The following is a 21599-nucleotide window of genomic DNA, read 5'->3' as shown; positions in this document are numbered from 1 at the left end:
CATGGCGGAAACGTCTACCGCCGCGCGTCCTTACGCCAAGGCAGCGTTTGAATTCGCCCGCGACCACAAGGCGCTGAAGGATTGGGCGACCATGCTCGATACCCTGGCGCGGGTCGTCGACAATGATGACATGCGAGCCCGGGTACTCGGCAATCCGCGTCTGAGCAACGACGAAAAGGTCGATTTGATCAGTGATATCTGCGGTGACAGTTTGAATGAGCAGGGCCGCAACTTTCTCGTCGAGATCGGACGCAAGGGCAGGCTGGCGGCATTACCCGATATCGCCGAGCAGTTCGCGCTGCTCAAGTCCCAGCAGGAAAAGCGCGTCGATGTGGATATCGTCTCCGCCTTTCCGCTGGACAAGGCGCAAGAGGACAAGCTCGCGAGTGCCCTGGCCAAGCGTCTGGACCGCGAAATCTCTATTACCACTCAGGTGGACAAGAGCCTTCTGGGCGGCGTCATCCTGCGTACCGGCGATACCGTGATCGACGGTTCGGTACGCGGGCGACTCAACCGCCTTCACGAAGTTCTTTCCGTCTGAGTCTGAGGGACATGGCATGCAGCAACTGAATCCTTCCGAGATCAGCGACATCATCAAGCAGCGTATCGAAAAGCTGGATGTCGCATCCGAAGCCCGTAATCAGGGCACCATCGTCAGCGTATTCGACGGTATCGTGCAGATTCACGGTCTCGCCGACGCGATGTTCGGCGAGATGATCGAATTCCCCGGCGGCATCTACGGCATGACGCTCAACCTCGAGCGGGACAGCGTCGGCGCCGTGGTGCTCGGCGACTACCTGAAGCTCGAAGCGGGCATGACCGCTCAGTGTACCGGGCGCGTTCTCGAGGTGCCGGTAGGCCCGGAACTGATTGGTCGCGTGGTGGATCCGCTGGGTAATCCCATCGACGGCAAGGGCGATATCGACTCCAAGCTGACGGATGCGATCGAGAAGGTCGCTCCCGGGGTCATCACCCGTCAGTCCGTGGATCAGCCGATACAGACCGGCTTCAAGTCCATCGACGCCATGGTGCCGATCGGCCGCGGCCAGCGGGAGTTGATCATTGGCGACCGTCAGATCGGCAAATCCGCCATCGCCATCGATGCGATCATCAACCAGAAGGGCAAGGACGTCACCTGCGTCTACGTGGCCATCGGCCAGAAACAGTCAACCATCGCCAACGTGGTGCGCAAACTCGAAGAGCACGGCGCCCTGGAACACACTATCATCGTCGCCGCCGGCGCCGCGGATCCGGCCCCGATGCAGTTCCTGGCCCCCTACGCCGGCTGCACCATGGGCGAGTACTTCCGCGACCGCGGCGAAGACGCGCTGATCGTCTACGACGACCTGTCCAAGCAGGCGGTGGCCTATCGTCAGGTCTCCCTGCTGCTGCGGCGTCCGCCGGGCCGGGAAGCCTACCCGGGTGATGTGTTCTATCTCCACTCCCGTCTGCTGGAGCGTGCCGCTCGGGTCAACGCGGACTACGTCGAGAAGTTCACCGAAGGCAAGGTCAAGGGCAAGACCGGCTCGCTGACGGCGCTGCCGATCATCGAGACCCAGGGCGGCGACGTTTCCGCCTTCGTGCCGACCAACGTGATCTCCATCACCGACGGTCAGATCTTCCTTGAGGCCAACCTGTTCAACTCGGGTATTCGTCCGGCCATCAACGCCGGTCTTTCCGTATCCCGGGTCGGCGGTTCCGCCCAGACCAAGATCATCAAGAAGCTTGGCGGCAGCGTGCGTCTGGCCCTGGCCCAGTATCGCGAACTGGCGGCATTCTCCCAGTTCGCTTCCGACCTGGACGAAGCTACCCGCAAGCAGCTCGAGCACGGTCAGCGAGTCACCGAGCTGATGAAGCAGAGCCAGTACTCGCCGATGTCCGTGGCGGAAATGGCGGTATCGCTGTACGCATCGGACAAGGGCTATCTGGACGACGTCGAGGTCAACAAGGTGCTGGATTTCGAACGCGCCTTGCAGGGCTACATGAAGTCCGAGCACTCCGAGCTGCTCGACAAGATCAACCAGACCGGCGACTACAACGACGAGATTCAGCAGGGCTTGAAGCAGGGTCTCGACAAGTTCAAGGAAACTCAGAGCTGGTAAGACAAAAACCGGCCCAGGTAACGGCTGGGCCGGTTTTCTAGCCTTCTGGGAGACCGAACGAGAGGTAGATCGCAATGGCAGCGGGAAAAGAGATACGCACCCAGATCGGGAGCATCAAGAACACGCAAAAGATCACCAGCGCCATGGAAATGGTCGCGGCATCGAAGATGCGTAAAGCGCAGGAGCGCATGAAGGCCAGCAAGCCCTATGCGCGCCAGATTCGCAACGTGGTTGGGCATATCGCCAAGGCCAATCCGGAATACCAGCACGATTACATGATCGATCGTGAGGTCAAGCGGGTCGGCTACATCGTGGTGTCTTCAGACCGTGGCCTGGCCGGTGGCTTGAACGCCAACCTGTTCAAGGCGGTGCTCAAGGAAGTCAAGGCCTGGCAGGAAAAAGGTGTCGAGATCGATTTCAGCGCCTTGGGCGCCAAGGCCGGCGGTTTTTTCCAGAAGTATGGCGGTCAACTGGTTTCCGCCAACAGCGGTCTCGGCGAGGCGCCGGAAGTCGAGGATCTGATCGGCAGCGTCAAGGTCATGCTGGAATCCTTCGATGCGGGCAAGATCGATCGCCTTTATGTGGTGTACAACCAGTTTGTCAATACCATGACCCAGAAGCCGGTGGTGCGTCAGATACTGCCGTTGTCCACCGAGATGGGCGAAGACAACGCCGAGGGCGAAGAGCAGAAAAGCTCGACTACCTGGGATTACCTGTATGAGCCGGATGCCAAGGTACTGCTGGATCGGTTGTTGATGCGCTTCGTCGAATCCCAGGTTTATCAGGGGGTGGTGGAAAACGCCGCCTGTGAACAAGCCGCACGGATGATCGCGATGAAGAATGCCACCGACAACGCGGGCGAGCTGATCGACGAGTTGGAACAGGTGTACAACAAGGCTCGCCAAGCGGCTATTACCCAGGAAATTTCCGAAATCGTTGGTGGCGCCGCAGCCGTATAGCGCCTTGAAAGGATTGCCGCCCATTGAATGGCAGCGGCCTTTTCGAGCAAAGGTTTCATTTGCAGGATTTTGAGAGGAACCAAGATGAGCGGACGTATCGTACAAATCATCGGCGCGGTGATTGACGTAGAGTTTCCGCGGGACGACGTGCCCAAGGTCTACGACGCGCTGGAGGTCTCGGGAGCCGAGACCGTTCTGGAAGTACAGCAGCAGCTGGGTGACGGCGTGGTGCGTACCATCGCCATGGGCTCCACCGAGGGCTTGAAGCGTGGTACCGAGGTGAAGAACACCGGTGCGGCGATTTCCGTGCCGGTGGGTACGGAAACCCTGGGGCGCATCATGAACGTGCTCGGCGAGCCCATCGACGAGGCGGGTGAGATCGGCGAGCAGGAGCGTATGCCTATCCACCGCAAGGCGCCAGGCTATGCGGATCAGGCCACCAGCAACGAACTGCTGGAAACCGGCATCAAGGTCATCGATCTGGTCTGTCCCTTCGCCAAGGGCGGCAAGGTCGGCCTGTTTGGCGGCGCCGGGGTGGGCAAGACCGTCAACATGATGGAATTGATCCGTAATATCGCCACGGAGCACAGCGGCTATTCCGTGTTCGCCGGGGTTGGTGAGCGCACCCGGGAAGGTAACGACTTCTATCACGAGATGAAGGAGTCCGACGTTCTCGATAAGGTGGCGCTGGTCTACGGCCAGATGAACGAGCCGCCGGGTAACCGCTTGCGTGTTGCCCTGACCGGTCTGACCATTGCCGAGAAATTCCGCGATGAAGGCCGCGACGTTCTGCTGTTCGTCGACAATATCTACCGCTATACCCTGGCGGGGACCGAAGTGTCCGCATTGCTGGGACGCATGCCTTCCGCAGTAGGCTACCAGCCTACCCTGGCGGAAGAAATGGGCGTGCTCCAGGAGCGCATCACCTCCACCAAATCCGGCTCGATTACTTCCGTGCAGGCGGTCTACGTGCCCGCGGACGACTTGACCGACCCGTCACCGGCCACCACCTTCTCGCACCTGGACGCAACCGTGGTACTGGCGCGTTCCATCGCCGAGCTGGGTATCTATCCCGCCGTGGACCCGCTGGATTCCACCTCTCGCCAACTCGACCCGCTGGTGGTGGGAGACGAGCACTACAATACCGCTCGCGGTGTGCAGAACGTGCTGCAGCGCTACAAGGAACTCAAGGATATCATTGCCATTCTAGGCATGGATGAACTCTCCGACGAGGACAAGCAGGCGGTGGCTCGGGCGCGCAAGATTCAGCGCTTTCTGTCTCAGCCGTTCTTCGTCGCCGAGGTCTTTACCGGCTCGCCGGGCAAATATGTGTCCTTGAAGGATACCATTCGTGGCTTCCAGGGCATTCTTGACGGTGAATACGACGAACTGCCGGAGCAGGCCTTCTACATGGTAGGCGGCATCGACGAAGCCGTCGAAAAAGCCAAGTCCATGTAGGAATCCTTGTAATCAGGCCGTCCATCCACGAAGGAGGACATAGCGATGGCGAATACCGTCAAGTGCGAGATAGTCAGCGCCGAGACATCGATCTTCTCCGGGGACATCGAGCAATTGATCGCCGCTGGCACCGTCGGGGATCTGGGGATTCTGCCCGGACACACGCCGCTGCTGACGGAGCTTGCGCCGGGGCCGGTGCGTATCCTCAAGCAAGGCGGTGAGGAAGAGCACTATTACGTGACCGGTGGTTTTCTGGAAGTGCAGCCGAAGATAATCACGGTGCTGGCGGATACTGCCGTGCGTGCCAACGATCTCGACGAAGCGGCGGCGGAAGAGGCGCGCAAGGAAGCCCAGCAACGCCTCAATGAGAATGCCGCGGATCTCGACTATACGCGAGCTGCCGCGGAACTCGCGGAAGCCGTGGCTCAACTGCGTACCATTCAGCAACTGCGCAAGAAGGCCGGTCGGGGCTAGAAAGCCTTTCCAGCCGCGTCGCGCCCCTTGAACCGTTTTCCGACGACGGCTCAGGGGGCGTTTTTTTATGGATACGATGTTTGAGTGACGGTCACGCTCCGGGAGAATGCCATGACGCTGGAAAATGCCTTGCATACGCATAAAGCTATGTTGTTGGTGGCGTTGGAACAAGATCCGAAAGAGCTGACGAGGCTTCTCGAGGAACTGCGCGCCGCAGATATCGCTGAGCTGCTGGAGGATCTCGTCGATCAGCAGGACGAGATGCCAAGCGTACTGTCGCTGCTCGAGCATTTGCCCTTGACGCGGCGTGCTCATGTCTATGGTTTTCTGCCAGGCTGGCTGCAGGCGCGCTTGGTCGATCAACTGTCCGACGAGGCGCTGCTGGCGATCCTCGAGGAGATGAGCTCGGATGATCGAGCGGATTTATATAATCTCCTGGGAGAAGACCGTCGTGAAGCGCTGTTGCGGCGTATGGCACATCGCGAGCGGGAAGAACTCAAACGCCTGGCGAGCTACGAGGAAGGCACCGCCGGCGCGGTGATGACATCGAACTATGTCGCCATCCCCAGTGGCCTGACGGCGTCCCAGGCGTTGCTGCGAGTGCGTCAGACCGCCCCGGATGCGGAAACCGTTTACCAGATCTATATCGTTGACGAGCAGGGTCATCTGGCGGGAACCCTGTCCTTGCGCCAGCTGCTGATCGCCCGGCCCAGCGCTTATCTTGATGAATTGATGATCAAGGATGTGATTCATACTCAGGTGGAAACACTTCAGGAAGAAGTGGCGCGGCTCGTAGCCCGCTACGACCTCCTGGCGGTGCCAGTAGTAGACGAAAACGAGCTTCTGGTGGGTATTGTTACTCACGATGACGTGATTGACGTGATTCAGGCTGAGGCTACGGAAGATATTCACAAGGGCGCCTCGGTTGGCAATCTCGAGGATGGCGTCAGCCGCTCACCCTTATGGAACCTTTATCGCAAGCGTGTGGCCTGGCTAGTGCTACTGGTGTTCGGCAACCTGTTTTCCGGCGCGGGTATTGCCTATTTCGAGGATATCATTGCCGCGCAGGTGGCCTTGGTATTCTTTCTTCCCCTGTTGATCGATAGCGGTGGCAACGCCGGCGCTCAGGCATCGACGCTGACCGTACGAGGCTTGGCTACCGGTGATATTGCCTTCAAGGACTGGGGCAAGCTATTGGGACGCGAACTGTTGATTGCCGCTGCTCTAGGAATGACCATGGCCTTGGCAGTGTCGCCGATCGGCTTCATGCGTGGCGGTGAGATGCTCATGATAGTCGTCGCCATGAGCATGACGATTATCGTTCTGACGGGCAGTCTGGTGGGCTTATGTCTGCCTTTTGTACTCGATCGACTTGGCTGGGATCCAGCCACCGCCTCGGGACCGCTGGTGACCACCTTGATCGATTCTTTTGGTGTAATCATTTATTTCGGCATTGCGACTATATTACTAACCAATATTTGATGAATGGGATAGTGTTTTTTCGCTTTTTTCGTTGCAAGATACTCATTCTTTATGCCGTTTTTGTGCATTTTTGTATCTGAAATTCGCTTTTACAGCGGACACTCACGGCCATGATGTGTATCCTCGTCAGCCACCAAAGCGCTTCTTTTAGCCGGTTCCGTCGATCCAATCGGTATCGCCTATCAGGGCGCTTTCCTTAATTGCACGGTATTTCAATGGAATGGTTGCAAGTTGTCGTTCTTTCCCTGATTCAAGGCATTTCCGAGTTTCTTCCCATCTCGAGTTCCGCCCATCTAATTCTGGTGCCCGCGCTGACGAACTGGCCGGATCAAGGCCTGGCCTTTGATGTCGCCTTGCATGTCGGCAGCCTTGGCGCTGTAGTGGTGTATTTCCGACATGAGCTGTGGCGCATGCTGAAGAGCTGGCGAGACTCCCTCACCGGCGGAAAGACCGATCAGGATGCGCGACTCGCCTGGTGGGTGATCGTCGCCACCATTCCCGTGGGTTTGGTGGGGCTCGCCTTCAAGGACTTGATCGAGGGACAGATGCGCTCCGGCGTGGTCATCGCCGTGGGTTTGATCGTTTTCGGCCTGGTACTGGGCTACGCGGATCGTCGCAAGCGCGGTAGTCGAAGCGAATATCAGTTGGGTTTCAAGGACGCCATTCTGATCGGTCTGGCCCAGGCCCTGGCGCTGATTCCCGGCACCTCCCGCTCCGGTATCACCATGACCGCCGCCCTGATGCTGGGCATGAGCCGCGAAGCCTCTGCCCGGTTTTCCTTCCTGCTGTCCATTCCGGTTATCGTGCTTGCCGGCGGGCTTGAAACCCTGAACTTGCTGGGCGATCCGGTACCCGTCGACTGGTCGGCCATGATCGGCGGTACCCTGCTTTCCGGTATCAGCGCCTATCTGTGCATCCATTATTTTCTGGAATTCATTGCCCGCATCGGCATGCAGCCCTTCGTGATCTATCGGATCGTTTTCGGGCTCTGGCTATTTTGGTTCTTCTGGTAAGGTTTTTTTGATGAAAGCTTCTTTGATACGTCATCTTGATCGCCTCCTCCCTTGCCTGATATTGGTCCTGGCCATCGGCTTGTTCGGCGGCTGTTCCGACGAACGTCGCCTGGAGTCGCCGGTGCGGTTCGAGGGTAATATTTTCGGTACCTTCTATCAGATCACCGTTGTCGATCCGCTGACGGAAGCACAGCGTGCCAAACTGGCCGAGGGGATCGAGGAGACGCTGGCGCATGTTGATACGAGTATGTCCACCTATCGGGAAGATTCCGAATTGATGCAGCTCAATCGCACTCCGGTGGGGGAGTGGCGGGAACTATCGCCGGAACTGACAAAGGTGCTTCATATCGCCCGGCAGGTCGCGCGTAAAAGCGATGGCGCTTTCGACGTTACCGTTGGAGGCCTGGTCAATCTCTGGAGCTTCGGTCCGGAAGCGCGCCCGCAGGAAGTACCGGATCCAGCCCTATTGGCGGAGAGACTTCAGCAGGTCGGTCAGGACCGACTCGAGCTGGATGTGGAAGGAGAACGTGCCAGGCGTCTGGGCGATATCTTCATCGATCTTTCCGGCGTCGCCAAAGGTTACGGCGTCGATCGAGTAGCGGACTATCTGCGCCGGCAGGGACTCGAGAATTTCCTGGTCAATATCGGCGGCGAGCTGGTGCTGGAAGGGGATCGCGACGACCAGGGCGACCCCTGGCGGATCGGCGTGGAAGTGCCGGACGTTCATCAACGAGTCGCTCGGGAAGTACTGCCGCTTCACGATGCCACGGTAGCCACCTCCGGAGATTACCGCAATTATTTCGAAGCGGAGGGCAAGCGTTATTCTCATACCATCGATCCGCGCACGGGACGCCCAATCGACCATGCGCTGGCCTCGGTCACGGTGATTCATCCGGATAACGCCTGGGCGGACGCCTGGGCCACCGCCCTGATGGTGCTCGGCCCGAACGAGGCAATGGCCCTTGCGCGACGGGAATCCCTGCCGATACTGCTGCTGGTGCGTGACGGCGACGGCTGGTCCAGTCGAGCAAGCCCCGCCTTTACCGAACGCTTCGGCAAGGAGCGTCTGGAAAAGATGGGCGTCGATACCGCACAAGTTCGAAAAATCGCGGCCGGCGAGCCGGTCGTCAATCAATAGACAAGCAAACCCAATCAAGGAGTCATGATGAGCCTCGACGTGGTGATTCTGGCCGCTGGCCAAGGAACGCGGATGCGCTCACGGCGTCCGAAGGTGCTGCATCCGTTGGCGGGTAAGCCGATGGTGCGTCATGTCATCGATACCGCCGTCACGCTGGATACCAATCATCTGCATCTGGTGATAGGCCACGGCGGCGATCAACTGCGCCAGGCACTGGAAGGCGACGCCGATCGGCTCCGGCTGCGTTTCGCCCTGCAGGAGGAGCAGAAGGGAACCGGCCATGCGGTGGCCCAGGTACTCGACAAGCTCGGTCCGGACAAGGTGCTGGTGCTGTACGGCGACGTACCCTTGATTCGTCGCGAGACGCTGGTCTCGCTGCTCGAGGAAGTGGACGAAGGGCACATGGCGCTGCTGACCGTGACCCTGGATAACCCCAGCGGTTACGGCCGCATTGTGCGGGATACGCAAGGCAGGGTGATCGCCATCGTCGAGCAGAAGGACGCCAGCCAGGATCAGCTCGGCATCCGGGAATGCAATACCGGCATCATGGCCATGACCAGCACGCAGCTCAAGCGCTGGCTGCCCCGGCTCAGTGCGGACAACGCCCAGGGCGAGTACTATCTGACGGACGTGATCGCCATGGCAGCTCAGGAAGGCGTGGGTATCGCTACCGCCCAGCCGGCGACGCCCAGCGAAGTGGAAGGCGTCAATAATCGTGCCCAACTGGCGGCGCTGGAGCGAGCCTATCAGCAGGAAATCGCCGAACGTCTGATGGTGGAAGGCGTTGCCCTGGCGGACCCGACACGCTTGGACGTGCGCGGTAGCCTGCATTGCGAGCGGGATGTGGAAATCGACGTGGGCTGCGTCTTCGAAGGCGAGGTGGAACTGGGCGAGGGCGTGCGCATCGGGCCTTACTGCGTGATCAGGCAGAGTCATATCGGCGCAGGTAGCGTGGTCGAATCTCACAGCATCATCGAGCACAGCGTCGCGGCGGGCCACAACCATATTGGTCCCTTCGCCCGGCTGCGTCCGGGCACTCATCTGGCGGCAAAGGCCAAGGTGGGCAACTTCGTCGAGACCAAGAATGTCCAGGTGGGCGAAGCCAGCAAGATCAATCATCTGAGCTATGTGGGTGACGCCACCCTCGGGCGTGACGTCAATATCGGCGCCGGCACCATCACCTGCAATTACGATGGCGCCAACAAGCACCGCACCGAACTGGGCGATGGCGTATTCATCGGCTCCAACAGCGCCCTGGTGGCTCCGGTCTCCATCGGCAGCGGGGCCACCATCGGTGCCGGCTCAACCATCAGCAAGGATGTCGCCGATAATACCCTGGCGGTATCCCGGGCACGCCAGACCAGCAAGAATGGCTGGTCGCGCCCGACCAAAGCGGCCCAGGATCAATAGGAGATCATCATGTGTGGAATCGTCGGGGCCGTGGCGGCTCGCAATGTACAGGGCATTCTGCTTGAAGGACTCAAGCGACTGGAATACCGCGGCTATGATTCCGCCGGCATGGCGGTGATATCGCCGCAAGGACAGCTCGATCGTCGTCGCGCGGTGGGCAAGGTCGCCGCCCTGGAAGAATGCCTGGAAGAAGCGCCGCTCAGCGGCGAGTTGGGCATTGCCCATACCCGCTGGGCGACCCATGGCAAGCCCAGCGAGCGCAACGCCCATCCTCACCAGTCTGGCGAAAGCCTGGCGGTGGTGCATAACGGCATCATCGAGAATTTCGAGAGCCTCAAGTCGGAACTCGAAGGCCAGGGCTACGTCTTCACTTCGGAAACCGATACTGAAGTGGTGGCGCATCTGCTGGCTCGTGAAGTGGACCGTCAAGCGGATCTATTCGAAGGTGTGCGCCGGGTTCTGGCTTCGCTGGACGGCGCCTATGCCCTGGGCGTAGCGCATTGCAGCGAGCCGGAGACGCTGATCGGCGCGCGTCAAGGCAGTCCATTGGTGGTTGGCGTGGGTATCGAGGAAGCCTTCCTGGCCTCGGATCCGCTGGCGCTGCTGCAGGTCACCGACCGCTTCATCTATCTGGAAGAAGGCGATCTGGTACGCCTGCGCCAAGGCGGCAGCATCGAGATCTTTGATATCAACGGCAAGCCGGTGGAGCGCCCGGTCAAGATCTTCGAGCACGGTGACGGCGCCGCCAGCAAGGGCGACTACCGTCACTTCATGCTCAAGGAGATCTACGAGCAGCCGGCGGTCATCGCCAAGACCCTGGAAGGGCGACTGGCGCAAAGCTCCGTGCTGGTCAACAGCTTCGGCACCGAGGCGGAAGCCCTGTTCTCCCGGGTCAAGCAGATCCATATCATCGCCTGCGGCACCAGCTATCATGCGGGCATGACCGCGCGTTACTGGCTGGAAAAATATGCGGGCATTCCCACTCAGGTGGAAGTGGCCTCGGAGTTTCGCTATCGCCAGGTGGTGGTGCCGGAAAATACCCTGTTCGTCACGCTATCCCAGTCCGGCGAAACCGCGGACACCCTGGCGGCGCTGCGTTTCTCGCGGGAGCTTGGCTATCTCGGCGCGCTGGCGATCTGCAACGTGCCGGGCAGCTCCCTGGTGCGGGAATCCGATCTGACCCTGATGACCCACGCCGGACCGGAAATCGGCGTGGCTTCCACCAAGGCCTTCACCACTCAACTGACCGCCCTGATGCTGCTGGCCCTGGCCCTGGGCAAGGTGCGTGGCGTCAATGAGGGCCGTCAGGCGGAAATCGTCGCGGCACTGCGCGAACTTCCAAGGATGGTCAGCCGGGTATTGGCCCTGGATAGTGAAATCGAAGCATTGTCCACCGCCTTCGCGGAAAAGCACCACGCCCTGTTTCTGGGTCGCGGCGCGCATTTTCCCATCGCCATGGAAGGGGCGCTCAAGCTCAAGGAAATCTCCTACATTCACGCGGAAGCCTACCCGGCGGGAGAGCTCAAGCACGGCCCGCTTGCGCTGGTGGACAACGAAATGCCGGTGATCGCCGTCGCCCCCAACGACGAACTGCTGGAGAAGCTCAAGTCGAATCTCCAGGAAGTCCGCGCTCGCGGCGGCGAGCTGTTCGTCTTCGCCGACGAGAACGTGCATCTCAAGGAAGGCGAAGGCATCCGGGTACTGCGGTTGCCGCATATCGACGAGGCGCTGGCGCCGATCCTCTATACCCTGCCGCTGCAGCTACTTTCCTATCATGTTGCGGTACTCAAGGGCACCGACGTGGACCAGCCGCGCAACCTGGCCAAGAGCGTGACGGTGGAGTAGGGCTTCAGATTTTGACGTGGTGTAAAGCGCGCTCGCTAATTTAGGGGGCGCGCTTCGGTTCATGGGGTCATGTTTATTTAACGTCTGGCGGCTTCCGATGCTTGTATCGGAGAGCGCGCCGGCCTGGCTTTCGGTCGATCCAGTACCAGCCCGCCCACCACCAGAGCGGCGCCGACCACCATCAGCGGGCTCCATTGTTCGTCGAAGAGCAGCCAGGCCATCAGCGCCGCGCAGGGCGGCACCAGAAAAAACATGCGTGCCACCTGATGCGCCTCACCGCGCTCCAGCATCAGCATCAATAGCCAGATGGCGCCCACGGAGATGGCAATCACCAGCCAGGCAAGCGTCAACAGTAGCCGCGGCGTGGGGTCGAATTCAAAACTACCCACGAGGCCAGCGGCGACGATGAAGACCAGCGCCGCCCCCAGATACTGAAATATCAAGCCTTCCACCATGCCCAGGCGACCCCCGGCGCGTTTTTGCCACAGGGTTGAACTGGACATGCCCAGTAGCGCCACCAGACACCACACCAGCCCGATCAGGGGCCATTCGCTGGTCGTGTTGATGTCCTCGCCCAGCAATCCGGCACCTAGCACCAGACTGACTCCTATCGCGCCGCAGACCAGTCCCGCCCACTGCTTGATATTCAGCCGAACGCCGAACAGCGGCAAGGAAAGCGCCGCGGTAACCAGTGGATGCAGGCTGACCAGCAGCGCGGTCAATCCTGCCGGCAGCCCTGCCTCGACCGCGGCGAACACGCCGCCTAGATAGGCACCGTGCAGCAGCATGCCGATACCCATCTGAGTCAGGCGCGCCTTGCCGTCGCCCCATTGACGTGGCTTGCGAAGCGCCACCAGGATCAGCCCCAGCACCGGTAGCACCACCAGGCTGCGCGTCAGCAACAAGGTAAAAGGTTCGGCATCCTGGGTGCCGAATCGCGCGGCGATAAAACCGGTCGAGAATAATAGAACGAAGGTCAGCGGCATCCACATGAAGGCAGGTTCCAGGCGACGGATGATTCGATGAAAGACAGCAAGCGTCGAGCATGTCGTTAGCATGTTAGGAATTCAAGCGATTACAGCCTGCTCGACAATAAATTCGCTGTTGTTTTCTCTCTGGTCATACACTTCAGTCCGAGGATTGATTCAATCACCCTCCATCGGACAAGGCAGGGTTATCATCATGACAGACGCTTCAAGACCCACTCTGCATCTCGGTCTGCCCATGTGGGCCAATTCGGATTGGCGGGGTACGCTATATCCACCCCACAGCAAGAGCGGCGACTGGCTTGAAGAATACGCAAAGGTCTTTAACGCTGTGGAGGGCAATACCACCTTCTACAGTGGCGCGCCGAAAGTGGAAACGGTAGTCAACTGGGCGCGCCAGGCGCCCGAGGACTTTCGTTTCTGCTTCAAGCTGCCGGCGCGCTTGACCCATGAACAGCGGCTGGCAGGAATCGAAAGGGAATTCGATGATTTCATTGCCAGGCTTGCGCCACTGCACGATCGCCTGGGACCGATGATGGTGCAACTGCCGCGAGATTTCGGTCCTCGAGAACTACCGTTTCTGGAAGCCCTGCTGGCACGCTGGCCACCGTCTATTCCCTGCGCGGTGGAGGTGCGTCATGAGGAATTTTTCCACAAGGGGCAGGCGGAACGCGACCTAAACCGATTGTTGATAACTTACGCTGCCGATCGAGTGATGCTGGATGTTCGCGCCGTGTTTTCTTCATCGATCGATCCATCTTCGGCTCTGATCAAGGCACGTCAGGAAAAGCCCAAACGCCCATTACATGTGATCTCAACGGGGAATTTCCCGCTGATTCGCTTTATTGGCCACTTCGAAGACACTATTAATCAAGCGTGCTTCACACCTTGGATTGAACAGCTTGCCCTGTGGATAAAACAGGGGAAAACCCCTTTCTTATTTGTGCATACTCCGGATAACCGAGGCGCACCCAAGTTGGCAAGAGCGTTATATCGCCGCCTCAAGGACGGCATCGATCTCGATCCACTCAGGGAGTTTCCCGGCGAACGGCAACAGCCGCTATTGTAAATCTGAATCCTGAACTCAACGACCGAGCTGAAGCGTCAAAACAAGTTATCCACAACCGGTTTCACTTCTTCGAGTCGGGTGTAATATCGAAGTTTGGCTAAGGCGGCTTTCAACGTTGATTGTGAAAGTGTCATGCAAGGGTGATAGTCGTAGGAATTTCGCCTATCCTGCGAGTTCTCCGGACATCCTTGCGTCGCCAGACGTTGGTCGAATCGCAGACAGGCTGGAGCTAGCAGCGCGCGATCCGTGGTGCTAGGGTCGTGATCCGAGAAGCAGGATCGTGGCAACAACAAGCATAAAGGTCATTGCATCTGATCGATCGATGACAACACGTAACCTCAAGGTGAATCATGGCAAAAATAACCCATGCGCAGTGGTCATCCCGACTGACCTTCATTCTTGCCGCTACCGGTTCCGCGGTGGGCCTGGGCAATATCTGGAAATTTCCCTACATGGTGGGGGAAAGCGGCGGCGCCGCCTTCGTGCTGGTCTACCTGATCTGTATCGCCCTGGTGGGTCTGCCCATTCTGGTGGCGGAGTGGATGTTGGGCCGGCGAGGCCAGAAGAATCCCATCAATACCATGATCGATGTCGCCAGGCAGGAAGGGCGTTCCAAGGCCTGGGGGCTGGTAGGTGTCAGCGGCGTGCTGGTTGCCTTCATCATCCTGTCCTTTTACAGCGTGATCGGCGGCTGGTCGCTTTCCTATACCCTGGGCTCGGTGACCGGCGCCTTCAGCGGCCAGGATGCGGACGCCATCGGTGAATTGTTCAACGGCCTGCTGGCGGATTCCGGCACGCTATTGCTATGGCATTCCGTGTTCATGATCCTGGTCATCGGGATCGTCGCAAGAGGAGTGACCGCGGGACTCGAAGGCGCGGTACGCACCATGATGCCGGCCTTGGGCATACTGCTGCTGGTGCTGGTGGGCTACGGCATGTTTTCCGGCCACTTCGGTGAAACCCTGAGCTTCATGTTCAACCCGGATTGGGGTGCGCTGGGGGGAGATATAATACTGGCCGCCATGGGACAGGCCTTCTTCACCCTTTCCCTGGGCATGGGCATCATGCTGGCCTATGGCTCCTACTTGGGCAAGGAGGTCAATCTGCTGTCCACGGCTGCCACCGTGATTATCTTGGATACGCTTTTCGCGCTGGTGGCGGGCCTGGCGATCTTCCCCATCGTCTTCGCCAACGGCCTGGATCTGAGTTCTGGCCCCGGGCTGATCTTCGTTACCCTGCCGCTGGCCTTTGGCAACATGACCGGCGGGGTGATCCTGGGACTCTTGTTCTTCCTGCTGTTGACCTTTGCCGCGCTCACTTCGGCGATTTCTCTGCTCGAGCCGGTGGTGGAAACCGTGGAAGAACGCACCCCCTTGTCTCGAACCTGGGCGACCCTGGTGGCCGGGGCAGCGACCTGGGCACTGGGCATCGCGGCGCTGCTGTCCTTCAACGCCTGGTCCGACGTGACGCTTCTAGGGCTGAGTATCTTCGATTTCCTGGATAACCTGACCAGCAAGTATCTGATGCCCTTGACCGGCCTGGCTGCTATCGTCTTTGTCGGCTGGTTCCTGAATAAAGAAGGCGTGGTCCAGGAACTCAAGCTGGGAGGTACCGGCGCCATGCTGTGGCACGTCACCAGCCGCTTTATCGCGCCGATCGGCGTGATCATCGTATTTATCAGCAGCCTGTGAAACGCTGATTTGATCCAGCCCCGATAGATCCGTGCGGGGCTGGATCGCGCTACTGCAATCGATCGTCGGCGTAATCCGCGATATCGCGCTCCAGTGTCTTGAATTCCTTATGTAATTCGATGCCGCGACGGGCACGCAGATGACGGGTGGCGGCGGTCTTGCGACGCTGCTGATGTTCGATAGCCTCCAGTCCCATGAAGATGTCGAGAAGTTCACTCTTGACCGAGGACAGCTGTTCGACATTACGCATGTTCGACACTCCTGACTAACGGTGAAGCCTCATCGTTCTTGCATTCGCCCAGGCAGGAAACGCGGCCTTGGCCGGCATTCACTTTTAACGATAATCCTTACTATAACCCCATTGACAAAATGATGAAAAAAGGAGTTGGGTTACTTTATCGACGTTAATTCATCGTCAGCCTTGGCGTCGCTGAGGCATAATGAACCCCTTTATTTCGGCGCGACCCGCCAGATGAATGTTTTTCAATGGACCCAGGAGCGAATCGTGAGCCGTGCCCTGTTCGATGAAATGAGAGGCCGCATGGAGCACTTTCGACGCTCCGAGCAGAAAGTCGCGCGCTTCGTGCTACGCAATCCTGAAGACGTCATTCATATGCGTATCGTTGATTTGGCCACGGAGGCCAAGGTCAGCGAGCCCACGGTGGTGCGCTTCTGTCGTGCCCTGGGATGCAACGGTTTCCAGGATTTCAAGCTTCAACTGGCGCAGATGCTCGCCACCGGCAGCCAGTTCGCCCAGTTCTCGATGAACGACAGTGACAGCGTGTCGGAGTTCTCCCACAGCATCTTCGACTCCACCGTGGGCACTCTGCTGTCCGTGCGTGACCGCCTTGACAACGATGCCCTGAGCCAGGCGATCAATACCCTGGCCATGGCGGATCGAGTGGAGTTCTATGGCTTCGGCGCTTCCGGGGCGGTAGCGGTGGACGCCCAGCACAAGTTCTTTCGTCTGCAGATCTTCACCTCCGCCTACAGCGATCCGCATATGCAGAACATGTCCGCGGTGACCCTCAAGCCCGGCGACGTGGTGGTGGCGATTTCCCAGACCGGCCGCACTCGGGCGCTGGTGGCCAGCGTGCGCCTGGCCCGGGAAGCCGGTGCCACGGTGATCGGGCTTTGCCCCCACGGCTCGCCCCTGGCGGAGGAGGTCAGTCTGCCGCTATATATCGACGTGCACGAGGACACGGAAATCTATACCCCGATGAGTTCACGCATCGCCCATCTGGTGCTGATCGATGTTCTCGCGGTGGGGGTGGCCAAGACCCGCGGCCCCAAGCTGGCGGAGCAGCTCAGGACGGTAAAGAAAAGTCTCACGCCGCTGCGCTTTTCGGAGCAGCAAGCGAATAGCGCATCCTGACAGGATGAATCCAAGAGCGTGTCATGCACCATGAAACGTCATCACGCGGATGTTCCATGCCGACTTCATCAGCAGCCAAGGTTCTCTTTCTGATCGATCACCTGGATTCCGGGGGTGCGCCGATCGTGGTTCGGGATCTGATTCTTGGTATGCACCGGGCCGGGGTCGGCGTTACCTTGGTTATCCTGAGCGATCGTCAGCGCTATGAACTACCCGTCGACGTCGAGATCGTCAAGTTACCCTACGCCGCCTCGAATCGTTTCGAACGCTGGCAACGCTACGCCAGCCATGCCCGCCAGTTCGATGCCTGGCTCGACGACCGGCAAGGCACCTTTAATCTGGTGCTGGCGCATCTGCATCACGCCCACCAGGTGGTCGTGCGGTCAAGGCTCTCGGAGCAGGCCTGGTACTGCCTACACGCGGATCCGGTCACGGGTTTTCTCGGCAACAAGCGCGGCCTGGGACGTTGGCTGAAGCGGCGCAAGGTCAGAAAGCTATACAACCGCAAGCGTCTGGTCACCGTATCTCAGGGTATGCTCGAACGTCTGACGGCACACTTCGACGTTCATCCCCGAGCGGCGCGGGCCATTCATAACCCTCTCGACATCGCGCGTATTCGCACCCTTGCCGAGGATTCGGTGAATGACGCTCCCCCGGACTATCTGGTCTTCGTGGGGCGTATGGATCAGCGTCACAAGCGTTTCGATCGCCTGCTGGCCGCCTATCGGGACAGCGGCGTCGGCCTGCCTCTTCTGCTGGTCGGGGGAGGCAGGGAAAGCGAGCGTGTCGAAGCGCTGATTGCCGAGATGAAGTTAAGTGGCAACGTTTGCATGGTCGGTCCCAGGGACAATCCCTATCCTTACATGAAGCAGGCGCGGGCGCTTCTGCTCAGTTCGGATTCCGAAGGGTTTGCCCTGGTATTGGCGGAGGCGCTTGCCTGCGGTACCCCGGTAGTGAGCGTCGATTGCCCGAGTGGGCCCGCGGAGATCCTTGGAGAGCGCTTCAAGGAGGGCCTGGTTCCGTTGGATGACACGGCGGCCTTCGCGGCGGCCATTCGACGGGTAGTATCGCATCCACCCACGATTCCCGAGGATAGCTGCGATCGTTTCCGCCTGGAGACGGTGGTCGAGCATTATCTCGCGCTTGCCGAGCCGGCCAAAGGTTAGAGCGGAATATGTTAAGCTTGCCGTCCATTTTCGACCTCGAAAGTAGCCTTCCATGGACGACGTCACGGCGATTCTCGATCATCTCAACCCGGCCCAGCGGGAGGCGGTGAGTGCCCCCCAAGGCAACATGCTGGTGCTGGCCGGCGCCGGTTCCGGCAAGACCCGGGTGCTGGTGCATCGCATCGCCTGGCTCCTGCGGACCGAAGGCCTTTCTCCCTACGCGATCCTCGCGGTGACCTTCACCAACAAGGCCGCCAAGGAGATGCGTACCCGCCTGGAAGCACTCTTGGGCCTGTCCCTGCGCAATATCTGGGTGGGCACCTTCCACTCCATCGCCCACCGGCTGCTGCGCACCCACTGGCAGGACGCCCGGCTACCCCAGCATTTCCAGATCATCGATTCCGACGATCAGCTGCGGCTGGTCAAGCGCATGCTCAAGGAGCATTCCATCGACGACGAGCGCTTCCCGCCGCGTCAGGTGCAATACTTCATTTCCGGCTGCAAGGAGGAAGGGCTGCGCCATTTCCAGGTGCAGACCCACGGCGACGCCTACCTCACCCAGATGGTCGAGCTCTACGAGCGCTATCAGCTGAACTGCGAGCGCGGTGGACTGGTGGACTTCGGTGAGCTGCTGCTGAGAAGCCTCGAGCTGCTGCGGGACAATCCCGCCCTGCTGGCCCACTATCAGGAGCGCTTCGCCCACGTGCTGGTGGATGAGTTCCAGGACACCAACACCCTGCAGTACGCCTGGCTCAAACTTATCACCGGCCAGCGCATTCCGATGACCGTGGTGGGGGACGACGATCAGTCGATCTACGGCTGGCGCGGGGCCCGGGTCGAGAATATTCAGCGCTTCGAAGATGAATTCCCCGATACCAGGACCGTGCGCCTGGAACAGAACTACCGCTCCACCAGCGCGATTCTCGACGCCGCCAACGCCCTGATCGACCACAACACGGGGCGCATGGGCAAGGCGCTGTGGACCGCGGGAGACAAGGGCGATCCCATTTCCGTCTACGCCGGCTTCAACGACCTGGATGAAGCCCGGTTTATCGTCGATACCCTCAAGGAGAAGATCGACGAGGGCTTTCATCGCCGGGAGATCGCCATTCTCTATCGCTCCAACGCCCAGTCCCGGGTGCTGGAGGAAACCCTGATCCGCCAGGGAATGCCTTACCGCATCTACGGCGGTCAGCGCTTCTACGAGCGCCTGGAGATCAAGAACGCCCTGGCCTATCTACGTCTGCTGCTCAACCGGGACGACGATGCTTCCTTGGAAAGGGTGATCAACGTACCCGCCCGGGGTATCGGCACCCGCAGCGTGGAAGTGCTGCGGAATCGCGCCCGCAGCGAGAATCTCTCCTTGTGGCAGGCGGCGGAAGCCTGTCTGGCGGACGGTACCCTGAAGGGCCGCGCCGCCACCGCGGTCAAGGGCTTCATCGAGCTGATCGAACGCCTGGACAACGACACCGCCGGCATGATGCTCCACGAGATCGTCACCCATGTGCTCGAGATCACTGGCCTGATCGAGCATCATCGCAACGAGAAGGGGGAGAAGGGCCAGGCCCGGGTCGAGAACCTGGAGGAACTGGTCAACGCCGCCCGGGCCTTCGTGCAGGGCGAGGTGATGGAGCAGGAGATCGGCGAAGGCGCCGCGGCCCTGGAGCCGTTTCTCTCCGAGGCGGCGCTCAACGCCGGCGACCACGAGGCGGACGAGTTCGAGGATAGCGTGCAGCTGATGACCCTGCACTCCGCCAAGGGCCTGGAGTTTCCGGTGGTGTTCATTGCCGGGGTGGAGGAGGGTCTGTTCCCCCACAAGATGTCCCTGGAGGAACCCGGGCGTCTGGAAGAGGAGCGCCGGCTCTGCTACGTGGGCCTGACCCGGGCGATGAAGAAGCTCTACCTGACCTACGCGGAACTCCGCCGCCTGCACGGCAAGGAAACCTTTCAGCGCGCCTCCCGCTTCCTGCGGGAACTGCCGGAGGAACTGCTCGAGGAAGTGCGCCTGCGGGGACAGATTTCCCGCCCGGTCAGCGCCAATCGCCCGGCGACGGGGCTATCCCGCCAGTCGAGCGTCGGCGGCGAAGGCGATCTGCCTACCCTGTCCCTGGGCCAACGGGTCAGCCATCCGCTGTTCGGCGAAGGGGTGATCCTCAACGCGGAAGGCAGCGGCGAGCGCGCCCGGGTGCAAGTCAGTTTCGAAGGCGAAGGCGACAAATGGTTAGTACTGGGCTTTGCCAAGCTGACGCCGCTTTGATCTTTATAACCGTCAGTGACAACTATACGATCAACAACAAGGAGTAACCGCCATGCAACGCCGCAAGTTTCTGACCACTTTCGGCGCGGCTGCCGCCGGAGTCGCCGCCGCGCCCTTCGTCTCCACCGCGAAGGCCCAGAATCAGGTGCGCTGGAAGATGGTCACCTCCTGGCCGAAGAACTTTCCCGCCTTGGGCACCGGGGCCAACGACCTGGCCAAGCGCATCGAGCAGCTTTCCAACGGACGCATGAAGGTGGATGTCTACGGCGCCGGGGAGCTGGTGCCGGCGCTGGAGGTCTTCGACGCGGTATCCTCCGGCACCGCCCAGATGGGTCATTCCGCCGCCTATTACTGGCGGGGCAAGGTGCCGGCGGCACAGATGTTCACCGCGGTGCCTTTCGGCATGACCACCGCGGAAACCAACGCCTGGCTCTATCAGGGGGACGGCATGAAGCTCTGGGACGAGCTCTACGCCAAGCACAACCTCAAGCCCTTTGTAGTGGGCAACACCAACACCCAGATGGCGGGCTGGTTCAAGAAGGAAATCAACTCCCTTGAGGATATGCAGGGGCTCAAGCTGCGCCTGCCCGGGCTCGCCGGAGAAGCCATGGAAGGTATCGGCGTGACCACGCTGAACATGCCCGGCAGCGAGATTTTCACCGCCATGCAGACCGGGGTGCTGGACGCGGCGGACTGGGTCGGCCCCTACAACGACCTGGCCTTCGGCCTCTATCAGGTGGCGGAGTTCTACTACACCACCGCCTGGAACGAACCCAGCGCGGCGCTCGAGGGCACCGTCAATCTCGATGCCTGGAAGGCACTGCCGGAAGAGCTGCAAACGGTGGTCAGCGAAGCCACTCGTTCCGCCAACTTGGCGATGATCAGCGAGTTCACCTATCACAACGCCCGGGCGCTCAAGACGCTGGTGGAAGAACACGACGTCAAGCTGAAGAGCTTTCCCGAGGATGTACTCAAGGCGCTCTACGATTCGTCGCAGGAGGTTCTGGCCCGCCAGGCGGAGCAGGATGCGGATTCAAAGCGCATCCTCGACTCCTATCGCCAGTTCCAGCAGCTGGTCAGCGGCTACACGGATATCGGCGAATTCGCCTACCTAAAAAACCGCGAAACCGTCGCCAAGGGCTGATAGAGCGACGTCATCAGCGAAAGGATGGCG

The 21599-nt window shown here is 60.0% G+C and carries 18 protein-coding genes; 16 read left to right on the top strand and 2 right to left on the bottom strand.

From position 1 onward, the window contains the following. Position 1 precedes the first annotated feature (1 nt). The 10 genes from FGL86_RS04120 to glmS all read left to right on the top strand — a co-directional run bounded on the left by FGL86_RS04120 (position 2) and on the right by glmS (position 11881). Positions 2-541, top strand: a complete 540-nt coding sequence (locus FGL86_RS04120; protein ID WP_147183406.1) for a F0F1 ATP synthase subunit delta — start codon at positions 2-4, stop codon at positions 539-541. 16 nt (positions 542-557) lie between these two features. After that, a complete protein-coding gene (atpA, locus tag FGL86_RS04115) occupies positions 558-2102 on the top strand; it encodes a F0F1 ATP synthase subunit alpha (RefSeq protein WP_147183405.1) in 1545 nt (514 codons plus the stop codon). A 74-nt stretch (positions 2103-2176) separates the two neighbouring features. Beyond that, on the top strand, positions 2177-3061 hold the full coding sequence (gene atpG / locus FGL86_RS04110) for a F0F1 ATP synthase subunit gamma (RefSeq protein ID WP_147183404.1): 885 nt from the start codon (positions 2177-2179) through the stop codon (positions 3059-3061). Positions 3062-3145: 84 nt separating this feature from the next. After that, positions 3146-4519 (top strand): F0F1 ATP synthase subunit beta, encoded by a 1374-nt coding sequence (gene atpD, locus FGL86_RS04105; protein ID WP_147183403.1) that lies wholly within the window; start codon positions 3146-3148, stop codon positions 4517-4519. Between the two features lie 45 nt (positions 4520-4564). Next, positions 4565-4993 carry a F0F1 ATP synthase subunit epsilon gene (locus FGL86_RS04100; protein ID WP_147183402.1) on the top strand — a complete coding sequence of 143 codons (429 nt, stop codon included), beginning with the start codon at positions 4565-4567 and terminating at the stop codon, positions 4991-4993. Between the two features lie 111 nt (positions 4994-5104). Continuing rightward, on the top strand, positions 5105-6475 hold the full coding sequence (mgtE, locus tag FGL86_RS04095) for a magnesium transporter (protein ID WP_147183401.1): 1371 nt from the start codon (positions 5105-5107) through the stop codon (positions 6473-6475). 215 nt (positions 6476-6690) lie between these two features. Then, positions 6691-7488, top strand: coding sequence for an undecaprenyl-diphosphate phosphatase (locus FGL86_RS04090; protein ID WP_147183400.1), 798 nt, complete (start codon positions 6691-6693; stop codon positions 7486-7488). Positions 7489-7498: 10 nt separating this feature from the next. Beyond that, positions 7499-8626 carry an FAD:protein FMN transferase gene (locus FGL86_RS04085; protein WP_147183399.1) on the top strand — a complete coding sequence of 376 codons (1128 nt, stop codon included), beginning with the start codon at positions 7499-7501 and terminating at the stop codon, positions 8624-8626. A 24-nt stretch (positions 8627-8650) separates the two neighbouring features. Continuing rightward, entirely contained in the window at positions 8651-10036 is a 1386-nt protein-coding gene (gene glmU / locus FGL86_RS04080; RefSeq protein WP_147183398.1) for a bifunctional UDP-N-acetylglucosamine diphosphorylase/glucosamine-1-phosphate N-acetyltransferase GlmU, read from the top strand. Between the two features lie 9 nt (positions 10037-10045). Then, on the top strand, positions 10046-11881 hold the full coding sequence (gene glmS, locus FGL86_RS04075; protein ID WP_147183397.1) for a glutamine--fructose-6-phosphate transaminase (isomerizing): 1836 nt from the start codon (positions 10046-10048) through the stop codon (positions 11879-11881). Positions 11882-11958: 77 nt separating this feature from the next. On the opposite strand, the gene FGL86_RS04070 is transcribed toward glmS, so the two are convergent. Beyond that, entirely contained in the window at positions 11959-12939 is a 981-nt protein-coding gene (locus tag FGL86_RS04070) for a DMT family transporter (protein WP_147183396.1), read from the bottom strand. Between the two features lie 124 nt (positions 12940-13063). Here FGL86_RS04070 and FGL86_RS04065 point away from each other — a divergent pair, with 124 nt between their 5' ends. Both FGL86_RS04065 and FGL86_RS04060 read left to right on the top strand, forming a co-directional pair. After that, positions 13064-13936 carry a DUF72 domain-containing protein gene (locus FGL86_RS04065; protein WP_147186079.1) on the top strand — a complete coding sequence of 291 codons (873 nt, stop codon included), beginning with the start codon at positions 13064-13066 and terminating at the stop codon, positions 13934-13936. Between the two features lie 350 nt (positions 13937-14286). Continuing rightward, complete coding sequence (locus tag FGL86_RS04060; protein ID WP_147183395.1) at positions 14287-15627, top strand: sodium-dependent transporter; 1341 nt, start codon at positions 14287-14289, stop codon at positions 15625-15627. A 49-nt stretch (positions 15628-15676) separates the two neighbouring features. Here FGL86_RS04060 and FGL86_RS04055 read toward each other — a convergent pair whose 3' ends face one another. Beyond that, complete coding sequence (locus FGL86_RS04055) at positions 15677-15877, bottom strand: PA3496 family putative envelope integrity protein (protein WP_147183394.1); 201 nt, start codon at positions 15875-15877, stop codon at positions 15677-15679. Between the two features lie 255 nt (positions 15878-16132). Here FGL86_RS04055 and hexR point away from each other — a divergent pair, with 255 nt between their 5' ends. From hexR to FGL86_RS04035, 4 genes are read left to right on the top strand one after another with little or no spacing between them, the layout of a single operon-like run. After that, a complete protein-coding gene (gene hexR / locus FGL86_RS04050) occupies positions 16133-17002 on the top strand; it encodes a transcriptional regulator HexR (protein WP_147183393.1) in 870 nt (289 codons plus the stop codon). Positions 17003-17058: 56 nt separating this feature from the next. Next, the gene (locus tag FGL86_RS04045) at positions 17059-18168 is read left to right on the top strand and encodes a glycosyltransferase (protein WP_186764468.1); all 1110 of its coding nucleotides are present in this window, start codon (positions 17059-17061) and stop codon (positions 18166-18168) included. A gap of 52 nt (positions 18169-18220) precedes the next feature. Continuing rightward, positions 18221-20425, top strand: a complete 2205-nt coding sequence (uvrD, locus tag FGL86_RS04040; protein ID WP_147183391.1) for a DNA helicase II — start codon at positions 18221-18223, stop codon at positions 20423-20425. A gap of 52 nt (positions 20426-20477) precedes the next feature. Continuing rightward, a complete protein-coding gene (locus FGL86_RS04035) occupies positions 20478-21569 on the top strand; it encodes a TRAP transporter substrate-binding protein (RefSeq protein WP_147183390.1) in 1092 nt (363 codons plus the stop codon). Positions 21570-21599: the final 30 nt, after the last annotated feature.

This window comes from Pistricoccus aurantiacus (assembly GCF_007954585.1).
GTDB classification, from domain to species: domain Bacteria; phylum Pseudomonadota; class Gammaproteobacteria; order Pseudomonadales; family Halomonadaceae; genus Pistricoccus; species Pistricoccus aurantiacus.
Note: the sequence above shows the minus strand (reverse complement) of the source record. Positions and strands in the feature narration are given on the sequence as shown.